At 69.6% G+C, this 14,004-nt stretch carries 12 protein-coding genes and 1 pseudogene; 7 read left to right on the top strand and 6 right to left on the bottom strand.

Annotation, left to right across the window (positions count from 1 at the left end):
• Nucleotides 1–44: 44 nt before the first annotated feature.
• Together ACNAVT_RS29310 and ACNAVT_RS29305 are read right to left on the bottom strand one after the other, a co-directional pair.
• The gene (locus tag ACNAVT_RS29310) at nucleotides 45–677 is read right to left on the bottom strand and encodes a dTDP-4-dehydrorhamnose 3,5-epimerase family protein (protein ID WP_416300934.1); all 633 of its coding nucleotides are present in this window, start codon (nucleotides 675–677) and stop codon (nucleotides 45–47) included.
• Nucleotides 674–766, bottom strand: coding sequence for a sugar phosphate nucleotidyltransferase (locus ACNAVT_RS29305; protein WP_416300932.1), 93 nt, complete (start codon nucleotides 764–766; stop codon nucleotides 674–676). The genes ACNAVT_RS29310 and ACNAVT_RS29305 overlap by 4 nt, the downstream gene beginning before the upstream one ends.
• Before the next feature lie 492 nt (nucleotides 767–1,258).
• Here ACNAVT_RS29305 and ACNAVT_RS29300 point away from each other — a divergent pair, with 492 nt between their 5' ends.
• From ACNAVT_RS29300 to ACNAVT_RS29285, 4 genes and pseudogenes are all read left to right on the top strand, one after another.
• Entirely contained in the window at nucleotides 1,259–2,656 is a 1,398-nt protein-coding gene (locus ACNAVT_RS29300) for a sugar transferase (RefSeq protein ID WP_416300937.1), read from the top strand.
• Nucleotides 2,657–2,676: 20 nt separating this feature from the next.
• A pseudogene (locus ACNAVT_RS29295) lies at nucleotides 2,677–4,073 on the top strand (UDP-glucose dehydrogenase family protein).
• Between the two features lie 182 nt (nucleotides 4,074–4,255).
• A complete protein-coding gene (locus ACNAVT_RS29290; RefSeq protein ID WP_416300930.1) occupies nucleotides 4,256–5,269 on the top strand; it encodes a GNAT family N-acetyltransferase in 1,014 nt (337 codons plus the stop codon).
• A 31-nt stretch (nucleotides 5,270–5,300) separates the two neighbouring features.
• Nucleotides 5,301–6,233 carry a glycosyltransferase gene (locus ACNAVT_RS29285; RefSeq protein ID WP_416300928.1) on the top strand — a complete coding sequence of 311 codons (933 nt, stop codon included), beginning with the start codon at nucleotides 5,301–5,303 and terminating at the stop codon, nucleotides 6,231–6,233.
• A 6-nt stretch (nucleotides 6,234–6,239) separates the two neighbouring features.
• On the opposite strand, the gene ACNAVT_RS29280 is transcribed toward ACNAVT_RS29285, so the two are convergent.
• The 4 genes from ACNAVT_RS29280 to ACNAVT_RS29265 all read right to left on the bottom strand — a co-directional run bounded on the left by ACNAVT_RS29280 (nucleotide 6,240) and on the right by ACNAVT_RS29265 (nucleotide 9,967).
• Nucleotides 6,240–6,932 (bottom strand): polysaccharide deacetylase family protein, encoded by a 693-nt coding sequence (locus ACNAVT_RS29280; protein WP_416300926.1) that lies wholly within the window; start codon nucleotides 6,930–6,932, stop codon nucleotides 6,240–6,242.
• Nucleotides 6,913–7,779 carry a glycosyltransferase gene (locus ACNAVT_RS29275; RefSeq protein WP_416300925.1) on the bottom strand — a complete coding sequence of 289 codons (867 nt, stop codon included), beginning with the start codon at nucleotides 7,777–7,779 and terminating at the stop codon, nucleotides 6,913–6,915. Before ACNAVT_RS29275 ends, ACNAVT_RS29280 begins: the two co-directional genes overlap by 20 nt.
• A complete protein-coding gene (locus ACNAVT_RS29270; protein ID WP_416300923.1) occupies nucleotides 7,776–9,101 on the bottom strand; it encodes a glycosyltransferase family 4 protein in 1,326 nt (441 codons plus the stop codon). The genes ACNAVT_RS29275 and ACNAVT_RS29270 overlap by 4 nt, the downstream gene beginning before the upstream one ends.
• A gap of 215 nt (nucleotides 9,102–9,316) precedes the next feature.
• Nucleotides 9,317–9,967: a hypothetical protein gene (locus ACNAVT_RS29265; protein ID WP_416300921.1), complete on the bottom strand. Its 651-nt coding sequence runs from the start codon at nucleotides 9,965–9,967 to the stop codon at nucleotides 9,317–9,319.
• Nucleotides 9,968–10,207: 240 nt separating this feature from the next.
• Between ACNAVT_RS29265 and ACNAVT_RS29260 the strand changes: the two genes are divergently transcribed.
• Genes ACNAVT_RS29260 through ACNAVT_RS29250 form a run of 3 tightly spaced genes read left to right on the top strand, consistent with a single transcriptional unit; the run spans nucleotide 10,208 to nucleotide 13,990 of the window.
• The gene (locus ACNAVT_RS29260; RefSeq protein ID WP_416300919.1) at nucleotides 10,208–11,176 is read left to right on the top strand and encodes a hypothetical protein; all 969 of its coding nucleotides are present in this window, start codon (nucleotides 10,208–10,210) and stop codon (nucleotides 11,174–11,176) included.
• Nucleotides 11,151–12,518 carry an O-antigen ligase family protein gene (locus ACNAVT_RS29255; RefSeq protein WP_416300917.1) on the top strand — a complete coding sequence of 456 codons (1,368 nt, stop codon included), beginning with the start codon at nucleotides 11,151–11,153 and terminating at the stop codon, nucleotides 12,516–12,518. The genes ACNAVT_RS29260 and ACNAVT_RS29255 overlap by 26 nt, the downstream gene beginning before the upstream one ends.
• Nucleotides 12,515–13,990, top strand: coding sequence for an oligosaccharide flippase family protein (locus ACNAVT_RS29250; protein ID WP_416300915.1), 1,476 nt, complete (start codon nucleotides 12,515–12,517; stop codon nucleotides 13,988–13,990). The genes ACNAVT_RS29255 and ACNAVT_RS29250 overlap by 4 nt, the downstream gene beginning before the upstream one ends.
• Nucleotides 13,991–14,004: the final 14 nt, after the last annotated feature.

Genomic DNA, 14,004 nt, shown 5'->3' with positions numbered 1-14,004 from the left:
GTACTCCGACCCGATGAATCCGGCACCGCCGGTGACAAGGATCCTCACGGCTGACCGCCTTCCGCCCAGCTACGAGCTGCGCCGGAGCTCAGGCTGGCCATGAGCGACCGGCAGGTCCGGTAGTCCGGGAGCAGTCCTGCCGCCCGCGCCTCGGCCAGGCTCGGCGCGGCGGCGTCCCGCACCGACAGCAGCGGCGCCTCCGCCGGCCAGTCGATCGCCAGGTCCGGGTCGAGGGGGTGCACCGCGTGCTCGGCGATCGGGTTGTAGGTGGTGGAGCAGAGGTAGCTCAGGGTGGCGTCGTCGGTCAACGCGCAGAAGCCGTGCCCCAGGCCTTCGCTGAGGTAGACGGCGCGGCGGTCGACGTCGTCGAGGCGGACCGCCTCCCATTGGCCGAAGGTCGGTGAACCGACCCGGACGTCCACGACCATGTCGATGACCGCTCCCCGTACGCAGGTCACGTACTTGGCCTGACCGGGTGGCACGTCAGCGAAATGGATGCCCCGGACGACGCCCTGCGCCGAGACCGAGAGGTTGCCCTGGGCGAGCCGCAGCGGATGCCCGACCGCGGCGGCGAGCCGGTCGAAGCGGTACCACTCCAGGAACAGCCCGCGTGGGTCGGCGTACTGCTGGGGGCTGATCTCCCATGCACCGTCGATGCTCAGTGGCCGGATCTTCATCGCCGCACCTCCCCGGCGGGCCTGGAGATCGCACGGGTGATCGACCACAGCCGAGTGCCGGTGCCGCCGGCGAGAATGATTCCGCGCATGGCGGGAGGCTACCCGGCGAACAGCACCGGTTGATGACCGACAACCGAACGATTCTGGCAACGCCCGAAGGTCGCGCAGGGCCGCCTCGATCGGCTGCCTCCGGGAACTGGATGGACCATTGTGAAACGGCGATTCAGCGCCCCGTCGATCACCGGGCGGCGGCGCATTGTCGGTAACTCGACTTTGGATCAGAAATACCGAAAACGACGCTGGCGCGTCGAGTCCATGGTCAGCATGCTCATAGTCCAGTCGGTCCCGCCGACGCATCCCGGGCAAGGGGCGCCCGGATGCACGGTCTTCGCGGGCACCGCAGCAGTTCGAGCCGGAGGACAAGCCGTCGGGGCAAACGGCTGGTCGTCCTGTGTACGTGGGGGCGGTGTGCACTGGTGGAAGTCGCGCATGTCATTGACGACACGGCAATCCGACAAGGCGCGACGGCGCCGTCAGGACGCTCGGTAGCGCCGAGGCGAACGGGCTGGCAGACCCGGTACATCGCCACCCTGTGCCTCGTCGACCTCCTGGTCGGACTGGCGTCGGCGGTCGTGGCCCTGACCCTTCGATTCGGCTCGGCGACGGCCGAGCCGTACAACCGTGGCTATCTCTGGCTCACCGTTGTGCTGCCGTTCGTCTGGATGGTGGCTCTCACCCTCAACCGAGCGTATGAATCACGCTATCTTTTCGTGGGAAATGATGAGTACGCGAGGGTATTTCGCTCTGGTATCGCCCTTACCGCCACCTTGGCGGTCATTTCCCTCGCGTTCGAATTCCGGCTCGCCAGAGGTTACCTGCTCATCGCTATGCCGCTGGTCACCGTCGCCGGCGTCGCGATGCGGTACCTGGTCCGATACAACCTGCACCGCTCGTGGGCGTGTGGGGAACGGCTGCACCGGGTGGTCCTCGTCGGCCACGAGCGCGCCGTCGCCGAGATGACCAGGCGGTTGCGCCGCGAGCGCTTCCACGGACTCGGCGTGGTCGGCGCCTGCCTGCCGTACTCACCGGCCGGCCATGGAGAGGGGCCCGCCGTCGGCCCGTTGCCGCCGGTCCTCGGCACGTTCGAGGACGTGGCGACCGCGGCCGGGCGGGCGGGCGCCGACACGGTCGTCGTCCTCTCCTGCCCGGAGATGGCGGGAGCCGCCCTGCGCCGGTTGGGGTGGCAGCTCGAACGCGACGACATCGACCTCATCGTCGCCAGCAACCTCGTCGATGTCGCCGGCGACCGCACCACGATTCGCCCCGTTGACGGGTTGCCGATGCTGCATGTCGAGCACCCACGCCTCAAGGGCGGCCGGCGCTTCCTGAAGGAGGTCGTCGACCGCGTGTCGGCGCTGCTGCTGCTGGTTTCCGCTGCCCCGCTCCTGCTGGTGATCGCCGTCCTGATCCGGCAGGCCCGGGGTGCCGGTGGCGCCGCGATCTTCCGCCAGGTCCGAGTGGGCAAGAACGGCCGCCCGTTCGTGATCTACAAGTTCCGGACGATGTACGTCGACGCGGAAGACCGCCTGGCGGAGTTGCTCGACCGCAACGAGACCGGCGGCGAGCTGTTCAAGATGCGTCACGATCCTCGGGTGACCCCGATCGGTCGGTGGCTGCGGCGGCTGTCGCTGGACGAGCTCCCGCAACTGGTCAATGTGCTCAAGGGTGACATGTCGTTGGTCGGACCTCGGCCACCCCTGCCCCGTGAGGTCGCCAACTATCCATCGGACATGCGCCGGCGCCTGGTGGTCAAGCCGGGCCTGACCGGGCTGTGGCAGGTCTCCGGCCGATCCGACCTGTCGTGGGAGGAGTCCATCCGGCTCGACCTGTCGTATGTGGAGAACTGGTCGTTGACCATGGACCTGACGATCCTGGTCCGCACGCTGAGCGCTGTCGTCCGCAGCTCCGGAGCTTACTGACCGTGACGTCTGGAGGAAGCATGACGACCGAGTTCGCCGAACCGGTCACGACCACCAGCCCCAAGCTCACCGTCATCGGCACGGGCTACCTCGGGGCCACTCACGCGGTGTGCATGGCAGCCCTGGGCTACCAGGTTCTCGGCGTGGATGTCGACGCCGACAAGATCTCGCGCCTGGCCTCCGGGGAGGTGCCGTTCTTCGAGCCCGGGCTGCCTGAGCTGCTCCGCAAGGCGTTGGACTCGGGGCGGCTGCGATTCACCACCTCTTACCAGGAGGCGGCCGAGTTCGGTGACGTCCACTTTGTCTGCGTGGAACCCCGCAGCGGGCCGGGTCGTTCGCGGCTGACCTGAGCTACGTCGACGCCGCGGTGACCGCACTGGCCCGGAACCTGCGGCGGCGAGCGCTGGTCGTGGGTAAGTCAACGGTGCCGGTGGGCACCGCGGCTCGTCTCGCCGAGCTGGTCAGGACGGTGGCACCCGCGGGTGACAGCGTGGAGCTGGCCTGGAATCCCGAGTTCCTTCGCGAGGGCTTTGCCATCGACGACACCATGCGCCCGGACCGGCTGGTGTTCGGCGTTGCGTCGCTATGGGCGGAGCGCCGGTTGCGCGAGGTGTTCGCGCCCGTGATCGACCGGGGCAGCCCCGTGCTGGTGACGGATCCGCAGACCGCCGAGCTGGTCAAGGTGGCGGCCAACTCGTTCCTCGCCACGAAGATCTCGTACATCAATGCGATGGCCGAGGTGTGCGAGGCCATCGGAGCGGACGTCCATGACCTGGCCGTGGCGCTCGGCCTCGACGAGCGCATCGGCAGCCGCTTCCTGCGGCCCGGCCTCGGCTTCGGCGGGGGTTGTCTGCCCAAGGACATCCGCGCATTCCTGCACCGTGCCGACGAACTGGGCGTGGGACAGGCGGTGGCGTTCCTCCGCGAGGTCGACGAGATCAACCAGCGCCGCCGGGCGCGTACGGTGGATCTGGTACGCGAGCTCGCCGGCGGTGACCTTGACGGGGTCCGAGTGGCGGCGCTCGGTGCGGCGTTCAAGCCGGACTCCGACGACATCCGAGATGCACCGGCCCTGGACGTGGCGAGTACCCTGCACCAGTTGGGGGCACGGGTGCGGGTCTTCGACCCGGTGGCGATGGACAACGCCCGCCGGGCGTATCCGGCGCTCGAATACGGTCAGGGCACCTTCGATGTGGCAACCGGCGCGGACGTCGTGGTGCTGCTGACCGAGTGGTCGCAGTTCCGGGAGATCGACCCGGCGGCGCTGCGTACCGTGGTGGCGAAGCCGCGCATCGTCGACGGCCGGCACGCCCTGGACGCGGCACAATGGCGTGCGGCGGGTTGGGAGTACCGGGCCCTCGGCCGTCCCTCAGGCGGTCGCCTGGCCGGTCAGGTCCGGTCAGCCGAACAGCGCTGACGGGCCGCCATGGGTCCACTTGTGGAGACGGCTAACCGACACCGACCACGGTTCACCTCGTGCGTCGGTTGTGGGCACGATGAGACGCGGCAAACGGCCCTGTCCTGGGAAGGCGACTGATGCAGATCTCCGTTGTCCGTCCGAGCGAGCTCGGTGCGGCCGAGCTCGCCGAGTGGCGGCAGATGCAGGAGGTACAGCCGAGGCTGCAGAACCCCTTCCTTGCCCCGGAATTCGCCCGCGCGGTCGGTCGTCACCGCCCCACCGCCCGGGTAGCTGTGCTGCAGGACGGCCCGGAGATCGTCGGTTTCTTCCCTTACGAGGTGCGGCATCGGGTCATCGGAGTGCCCATCGGCTCCGGCATCTCCGACTGTCAGGGCATGGTGCACCGTCCCGGCCTGCACTGGGACCCGATCCGCCTGTTGAAGGCATGCGGTCTGGCCGTGTGGGAGTTCGATCATCTGATGGCGGATCAGTCACCCTTCGTGCCGTACCAGGCACGGGTGGCCAAGTCTCCCATCATCGATCTGTCGAAGGGCTACCAGAGCTACGTCGACGACCGGATGACCGATGGCAACCTGATCCGGCAGACCCTGCGCAAGCAGCGCCGCATGGTGCGCGAGCTCGGCGAGGAGCGGTTCGAGTGGGAGGACGGCAGCGAGGACGCGATGCTCGCGCTCCGCCGCTGGAAGTCGGCTCAGTACCGCCGGACGCAGCAGTTCGACCGGTTCCGGACGCGGTGGATCCAGGCGGTGCTGGAGGAGTTGTGCCACTCGTCCGCGGCCGACTGCCGTGCCGTGGTCTCCACGATCTACGCCGGCGATCAGCCCGTGGCCGCCCATCTGGGCCTCCGGAGCCGGTCGGTGCTGGCCTACTGGTTCCCGTCGTACGACGTGGACCTCGCGCGGCACTCCGCCGGCATTCTGCTCTGCCTGCGTATGGCGGAAGCCGGCGCTGCCGACGGCATCGAGCACATCGATCTCGGCAAGTCCGAGGCGCTCTACAAGAACCGACTGACGAATGACGGGTTGCCGGTGGCCGAGGGGCGCGTGGGCCGCTCGTGGGCGGTGGCCGGTGCACGGCGGGCGCAATCCGCGTTGACGCGCTCCATGCGCACCGGCGCCGTCGGTGATCGACTCCGCACTGGCCGGACCGGCCGGCTCCTTCGCGGTCTCCGGGCACGTGTGCACGAGCGGTGACCGGCGACATCTTGACGGCTGGGAGAATCTGATGAGCGTTTCCGGGGTAACGGTTGCTGTTGTGGTGGTGACCTACAACAGCGAGCACCTGCTGCCCGAACTACTCGGCGCACTGGGTCCGGGCCTGGGCCGGCTGTCCTGGCATCTGACGGTCGCCGACAACGCGTCCGCCGATGGCACCGTCGCCGCCCTCCGCCGCCTGGCTCCCGACGCGACCGTGGTCGAGATGGGGCGGAACGCGGGGTATGCCGCGGGCATCAACGCCGCCGTCGCTGCCGCGCCGCCGCACGCCGCAGTGCTCGTGCTCAACCCCGACGTGCGGCTCAAGCCGGGTTGCGTCGAGACGTTGCTGGCCGCCCTCGCCACGAGCGGCACCGGCATCGCCGTGCCGCACATCGTGGACGGTGCCGGCGCGCTCATCCCGACGCTGCGCCGCGAACCCACCATCCTCCGTGCCCTTGGGGACGCCGTTCTCGGGGCACGCAGAGCCGGCCGTTACGCCATCCTCGGCGAGGTGGTGACCGACGATCGCCGGTATGCCCGCGAAACGGTGATCGACTGGGCCGAGGGCTCCACGATGCTGATCAACCGGGAATGCTGGCAGCAGTGTGGGCCGTGGGATGAATCCTTCTTCCTCTACTCAGAGGAGACCGATTTCGCCCTACGGTCCCGAGATGCGGGCTTTGCCACCCGCTTCGTTCCGGCGGCCCGCGCCGTCCATCTGGAGGGTGACTCGCGGCACTCGCCGAAGCTGTGGGCGCTGCTCACCCTCAATCGCGTGCGCCTTTTTCGCCGCAGGCACGGCCTGATGCGTACCGCCGCCTACTGGTTCGTGCTCCTGGGTCGTGAGGTCAGCCGGGCTCTCCTCGGCAGGGAGACCAGCCGAGCGGCCGTGCGGGACCTGCTGAGGCCTGCGAAGATCCGCGAGGTGCCGGGACCGGCCACTGTGCACTCCGTCGGATGAGGCCGTTTATCTCCAGCGCTTCGCCAGGCCCACGGCCCCCGTCCGGATCTGCGCGGGCCAGCCTCGGCTGGCCCGTACCGCCTCGCGCAGGGAGGCGGGGGTGTCGTCGCGGCGGACGCTGAACCTCGGCTGCAGCCAGGCTCCTCGCCTGGCCGGCCGCCGGTCGCTGGTGAAGACCGCGGTGTAGCCGAGCCGCCGGAGCTCGCCGAGCGCTCGCCGGTCGTACTGCCCGAGCGGGCAGGCGGCCGTGGTGATGTCCTGCTGGACCACCTCGACGAGGCGGCTGCGGGCTGCCACGAGCTCGTCGTACGTCGTCCGCTCGTCCATGCCCCGCCATGAGCGGTGGCGCAGTCCATGGGTGCCGATGGCCATGCCCTGGTCCTGCAGCTCCCGCACGTCGTCCGCGTCGAGGCTGCCGGCCGTTCCGAGCCGCCCCGCGAGGACGAAGAACTCGGCCGACAGCCCGCGTGCGGCCAGGGCGGGCAGGCCGATCCGCACGTCGGAGAGGTTGCCGTCGTCGAAGCTGATCCGCACTGAGGGCCAGGTGGCCAACTCGTCCAGGATGGCCTGGAACTGGTCCCGGTGGATCCAGTAGCGCTCCTCGCCGGGCTCCAGTTCGCGGCGTGGCTCGCCGATGCCGTGGAAGCAGATGTTGACGGTGGAGTCGGTCGCCAGGCGGCTACCGTTCGGCTGAGGCATGCCGGTCTTCCTGTCGGGATGAGTCGTCGCGTGACCAGCCGGCCGCGCCGTTGCGGTTGTGCCGAGCGGACAGCGCCGCGAGGGCGGTGATTGCCACGTAGCAGAACGCGGCCGGGGCCAGCCAGGGCCGGGGGAGGACGACGTGACGGAGCCAGGAGAGGCGGGCCGCGGGACGGACGGCCGCGGCCACCCGGCCCCGGTCGGCGGCGGCTCGCATGGCCGAGTTGCCCCCGCGTACCCGGCTCAGCCGGCGCACCAGGTCCCGGGTGCGCCGCGGCGTCGCCACCCGCGAGCCCACCGTGTCGACCTGCCGCTTCTCAGCCGCTGCGAACAATGAATCGAGGAAGAGGTCGTCGGCGACGAGCGCCGGAAACCGGTCGAAGCGCCGTCGCCCGGCTTCGGACAGGCCGATCACCCCGCGCCCGAAGAGACCGTCGCGGAAGACCGGAAGATGACGGTGGACGCCGAAATAGGCGCGCACCAGCACCGGCCGGCCGATCAGGTCGAGGTCCCGGCGGACCGTCGCGGCCAGGTGTGGTCCCTCGAGTGCCGCGGCGACCGCCCGGACCCCCCGCGTGGTGAGCACGATGTCGGCGTCGAGGTAGATACGCGGGAATCCCTGGGCGGCTTCGTCACCCGCGTTGAGAGCGGCCGTCTTGCCGGCCTCGGCGAGCTCGATGACCCGCACCTCCGGCCGTGCGGCCGCGATCGCGGCGGTGTCGTCGGTGCAGCCGTTGGCGACGACGGTGACATCGAATTCGCCCGGCCCGGCCTCGGCCAGCAGGGCGTCGAGGCAGCGGCCGATGACGGCGGACTCGTTGTGGGCGGCGACGACGATGCTGGTCACCGTGCCGTTGCCCGCGCCTCGGACTCCGCCGTCGCGTGGCGGTGAGCCAGCGCGTCGTCGCCCGCTGGAGGAGCGACCACACCGGCGCCCACACCAGCGGGGAGCGCGGACGTCGGACCGCCGTGGGGCAGTCGCTTGGCGAGCAGCCGCTGCCACACCGCCACGTACGCGTCGGCCTGGTGCTCCCAGGCCAGGCTCTCCTGGAAGCGGGCCAGGCCGGTGGCGCGCATCTGCGCCCGCCGGGCGGGATCGTCCAGCAGCTCGTCGATGGCCGCGGCGAACTCCTCCGGTGCGCCGGTGGGGACGTAGACACCCGCCTCACCCACGCTGCGGCGGGTTTCGAGCAGGTCCACCGCGACGACCGGCACACCGCGGCCGAGGTACTCGACGGTCTTGGCCATGGTGGACAGCTGGTTCATACGGGTCGGCAGATCGGGCTGGATCGCGATGGTCGCGGTGCGGAGCAGCTCGTCGACGGCGGCTCCGTCGAGCCACCCGGTGAACTCCACGACGTCCGTCAGGCCCCGGTCCGCAGCCAGTCTGGTCAGGGCCGGCATGCTCTCACCGTCGCCGGCCAGCACCATGCGCCATCCGGTGCGCCCCCGGAGGCGGGTCAGCTCCTCGGCGGCCAGCACCGCGCCCTCCACGTTGTCCTGGGGACCGAAGACGCCGAGATACACCACCCGGTGATCGGATCCGGCCGGGTCGGTCGCTCCGCACGGCTCGGCTATTTCCCCCCGGGTCGGGCCGTTGCGGACCACCGTCACCCGCTCGGGTGCGACGCCACGCCGAACGGCGTTGTCCTTGAAGGACTCGTTGGTGGCCACGACTTCGGTGGCCGTACGCAGGGTCAGCCACTCGAAGGCGCGCAGCAACTGGAAGGCCCACTTGTTGGGAGCGCCGACGCGGGACGCGTAGACCTCGGGACAGAGGTCGTGGTGGTCGAAGACCCACGGGCGGCCCAGGGCGCGCAGCAGCAGCGCCAGTGGCCAGTAGACGTCGGGCGGGTTGCACACCTGCACGGCGTGCGCCCGTCCGCTGAATACCTCGGCCATCAGCCGGACCGCGATGCAGAGGAACGACCAGCCGAACTCGACGGCGTACGAGAGCACCCCGTGGCCGTACACGAAGATCGGATACGGCCGCAGTCTCGTGTTTCGACTCCCCGGAAGTACGCGCAAAGTCTTGTCTCCGCGCGGCGCGATGACGGCGACGTCGAAGCCGCTCGCCTCCAGGCTCAGACATTCCCTGATAACTCGACGATCACGCTCGGCGGGAAGATTGGCCACGAGGATGGTGATCTGGGGCCGGGAAGTACGCACGTCCGGGGTCACCTCGGTTCACGTCTCGAGCTGATTTCCTGCGTACGCTCCCGGCCGATGGAAGGTGAAACAACAACCGTTGGGTTGCCCGACGTGTCGGGATGTTTACAAAGGGCATCGAAGATCCTGAAATCCGGCGGCTGACCTGCGAATAAGCCCATTACCGTTTCGGTGGCGGCAGGACGCCGAATGTCCGGCCCGTTATGGACGGTCGGCTACCTGGCCGCGTGGGCGAGGGATCGGCGCTGCCCGGACACCCGGCGGCGGCCGCGGAACTCGTCCGTCCAGAGCGTCACCGCCAGGGTCGCGACGGTGCCGAGCAGTCCGGCGCCGACCAGGGCCCGCGCCGGAGAGTGCGGCTGCAGGGTGGCACTCGGCGGCACGAGAACGGCGATGGTGATGCGCAGCTGCCGGGCGACCTTCCACCGGTCCTGCAGGCTCTTGAGCTCCTGCTCGAAGGCGTCGGTGAGGATGGTGAGCGCGCGCAGTCCGCTCGCCTCGTCGGGCGCGATCGTCGTCACGGTCATTGAGCCGATCACATACCGGGGCTCCTGGTTGGTGCCGGTGTTGCGGGGCTGGAAGTCGTAGGGCCCGGTGACGCCCGCCGCCCGGAACCGTGCCTGCGCGTCGGGCGTGCTGAGCCGCTGCGCCACCGCCGCCCCGGTTACCGCCATCGACGGGTAGAGCCCCGTCATCGGGTTGGGTGCGTACGGCGACACGGGCGGCTGCATCACGACGACCTCGGAGGCGAAGTAGCGAGGTGTGACCTGCGTGGCCGCCAGCCCGGCGACGGCGGTCACCACCATGCCGACGGCGATGAGGTACCAGCGCCGGCGCAACCTCGCGAAGAGATCGGGCAAAAACATGCCTTCGGGTCCTTTCTGGTCCGCCGGCAACGCGTTGCCATTTAAGCTGTGCGGTAGCTCGGTGGTGCAGGATGCCACGCAGCATGGACGAATGCAGCCAGGAACTCGACCGGATCGGCAGTACCCGTCGTGCGTACGGTCCGTATACCTTGGTTAGGCGTGGCGCCGATCGCCCGCGGTGTCGTGGGTAGCTCATTTGTAGTCGACGACTGACGTCCTAAAAAGATCTGGAGGGGCGTCGTGGACCTAGGCGAGATCCTCTCGGTGGTTCGCACCCGCTGGTACATCCTGCTGCCCATGCTGCTGCTGGCGGTGGGGCTGGGCGTGGGTGCCTTCGTGATGGTGCCGACCTCTTACGAGTCGACCACGACTGTCAGCCTGCTCAACTCGCAGTCGGCAACAGCCGCGGCCACCGAGGGCGAGAACAACGACAACCCGTTCCTCAACTTCAACGGCTCGCTCGTCGCCACCGCCGACTTCCTCGGTCGCAGCCTGCAGTCGAACGACGCGCAGGCGGAGCTGCTCAAGATGGGGGTCACCGAGGACTTCGAGGTCGCCCTGGCCGAGGGGGCACAGGGACCGTTCCTGACCTTCACCGTCACGGGCACGGACCAGGCCCACCTTCTCACCTCCACCGCGACGATCGCCAAGTACGCCGAGGAGCGGTTGGTGAAGATCCAGGCGGTGAACGGCGTGAAGCCGCAGGACATGATCCGGTTGACGGAGATCATCCCGCCGCAGAAGCCGGAAGCGCAGCTCAAGGACAAGCTCAAGATGGTGATCGCGGCGGGCGGCGGCACCACGGCCCTCGCCCTGCTGCTGACGTTCGTGGTGGAGAGCGTGGCGCGGTCCCGCCGGCGGCGCCGGCAGCCGGCGGCCGCCACCACGTCCTCGGCCGCCGGGGGCTCGGCGAGCGTACCCGTCCGACCGTCGCCTGCGCGGCCCGCGCATCAACCGCCGAACGCCGCCCGCAATGGCGCTGCCACACCCGACAAGCCGGCCGTGGCCAGCGCCGAGCGCCGCGGCGGGGCCGTCGGGTCGGAGGAGACGCTGATTCTCAACGTGCGGCCGGCGTCCGGCCCGATCCCGCGCCGGGACGGCGCAGGATGGCCGGTCGGCGCCCCACCGAGCGCACCATCGACCACGTACCGGTCACACGAGAGGTCCCACCCCAGAGGCCAGAGTGCCGACCGACGTAACAGAGGCTGAGCGGCACCCCGCGGTCCCCGAGCCCCGACGGGGCAGCCGCATCTATCTCTCCCAGCAGGGCATCGCCAACCTGGGGCCACAGTCGCTGCTCACCCTCTACGTCGTGCTGTTGATGCTGGTCCCGTCCCGGCTGGTGTTCCCGGGCATCGGGGCGAGCGGGACGGTGGCGAACCTGTTCGTCCTCGTCGGCCTGGTCTGGTTCCTGGCCAGCTGGCTGATGAGGCGGATCAAGTCGGCACCGTTCACCCGGCCGCCCCGTCTCGCGCTTCTCGGGATCGCGGTGGCGGTGCTGCTCAGCTACATAGCCGCCGCGCGACGGGACGCCGACCCACTGGAGGTGAGCGCGGCGGATCGGGGACTGATCCAGCTCCTGGTGTGGACGTCGATCGTGCTCCTTGCCACGTCGGTCCGGGACTACGACCATATCGACCGGGTGTTGCGGATCTTCGTCCGGTGCTGCACCGTGATCGCGGCGGTCGCCATCGGCGAGTTCGTGTTGGGGATGAGCCTGACCGCCTGGATCCAGATCCCAGGAATGTCGAGCGGCCCTCAGGAACTGGTCACCAGGGGTGCCTTCGTCCGGCCCACCGCGACCGCCGCGAACACTCTCGAACTCGCCGCCGTGCTGGCCACGGCGCTGCCATTCGCCCTCAAGCAGGCGTTCCATGGCGGCGAGCGGGGGGCGTTGCGGCGCTGGCTGCCGGTCGCGCTGATCGCGATGGGCGCCATCACGACCGTCTCGCGGACCTCCGTCGTCGGTCTCGTCGTGGTGATGCTGGTGCTGCTGCCCACGTGGAGCGCGCGTCGGGCCGGTGGGACCCTTGCTGTCGTGCTGCCGGCGCTGGCTGTGGCCCGAGTGGTGTTGCCCGGCCTCGCCGTCACGATCATCGGCCTCTTCACCGCGATGTTCGACGGCGGCGACAACAGCACCCAGTCCCGCACCGCGACGAGCGCGAGCGTGAACGCCTACATCGCCGAGCGGCCCTGGACGGGCCGGGGATTCGGAACCTTCCTGCCGTTGATCTACCGCTACACCGACAACCAGTACCTGCTCGCCCTGTTGGAGATGGGCGTGGTGGGGGTGCTGTCCATCGTCGTCATCTACGTCACGACGCTGCACTGCGGCGGTGCCGGCCGACGGCGGTTCACCGATCCGGCCCGGCGGGAGACCGGACAGGGCTTCGTTGCTGTCGGATTCGTGATGCTCGTGGTGACGTTCACCTTCGACACGCTTAGTTTCCCGATGGTGGCCGGGACCACCTTCCTGTTTCTCGGTCTATCGGGCGCGTACCTGGGCATCGCCCGCACAGAGGAGCTCCAGAGGGGAGATCCGGCTCCGTGACGGACTTGAACCAGAAGGTCGCCTCGGCGGCCCGCTGGAGCATGATCAATACAATCGTGCGACGGGTCGGCACGTTCGCGACCGGTGTCGTGCTGGCGCGGCTCTTCTTCGGGCCGTACGAGTGGGGGCTGTACGCCGTCGGACTGCTGGTCCTGGCGATGCTGCTCTCGTTCAACGAGATGGGCGTCAGCCTGGCCCTGGTGAGGTGGGACGGCGACATCAGGCGGTTCGCGCCGACCGTCCTGACGTTGTCGACAGTCTCCAGCAGCGCCTTTTATCTCCTGCTCTTCGTCACGGCGCCGACGGTGGCGCGCATGCTGGGGTCCCCCGAGGCGACCACGATGCTGCGGCTGCTCTGCCTCACCGTGATCATCGACGGCATCGCCTGTGTGCCGATCGGCAAGCTCAACCGGGAGTTCCAGCAGTTCCGGCGCACGATTGTCGAGGTCGCCAACCTGCTGGTGAACACCGCTGTCACGGTTGGCCTGGCCGCCATGGGAATGGGCGCCATGGCCTTCGCGTGGGGCTCGATCGCGGGCAACATCGTGGCGCTGGTCGGCTTCGCGCTCTGTGCCCCGGACATGCTGAGATTCGGCTGGGACCGGACGCAGGCCGGGCAGCTGCTGCGGTTCGGGCTTCCCCTGGCCTCCGCCAGTCTGCTCACCCTCGGCATCGTCAACGTCGACTCGGTTGTCGTCAGTTCGGTGCTCGGTCCGGCCGCCCTCGGTCTGTACGCCATGGCCTTCAACATGTCGAGCTGGCCGGTCCGCATCGTGTCGGACACCGCGCGTCGGGTGTCGTACGCCGGTTTCTCTCGGCTGGCGGACTCCCCGGAGGCTTTCGCCGCCGGCTTCCACCGGGCACTGGCCATGGTGCTGGCCGCCGCCGTGCCGTTCTGCGTGCTGCTAGGGGTGCTCGCCGACCCGGTCATCCGCCTGGTGTACGGCGACCAGTGGGCCGGTGCGGCCGTGCCGCTGCAGCTTCTCGCGGCGCTGGGCCTGATCCGCGTCGCAGTCGACCTGGCGTACGACTGCCTGGCCACCCGGGTGCGCAAGACCCTGATGGTGATGCAGGCCTGGTGGCTGTTCAGCCTCACCCCGATCCTCCTGCTGTTCGGCCACTGGCTCGGAATCGCGGGCGTGGCCGCCGGGCAGGTGGTGGTGGCCGGCCTCCTCGTCACGCCGGTGTTCGTGGTGGTGCTGGCCCGGCTGGGCATCCGGCCCGCGCTGATACTGCGCGCCTGTGTCCGGCCGGCGCTCGGCGGGGCGGCGATGGGCGTACTGGCCTGGGGGATGGGACGTCTCCTCGGTGGCGGTTTCCTCGCGCTGACGGTGATCGGGCTGGCGTCGCTCGCCGTGTACCTGCCGTTCGTGTTGCCGCTGCTGCGACGCGGCCGAGCCGGCACGGCGCAGCCCGCTCGCGAGGTCCAGCCAGAAGGCGAGAAGCCGCTCGCGACGGTCGCGGAACGTTGAGCGGGGAGACCGAG

It is taken from the genome of Micromonospora sp. SL4-19 (assembly GCF_047921475.1).
In the GTDB taxonomy this organism is placed as follows: Bacteria; Actinomycetota; Actinomycetes; order Mycobacteriales; family Micromonosporaceae; genus Micromonospora.
Note: the sequence above shows the minus strand (reverse complement) of the source record. Positions and strands in the feature narration are given on the sequence as shown.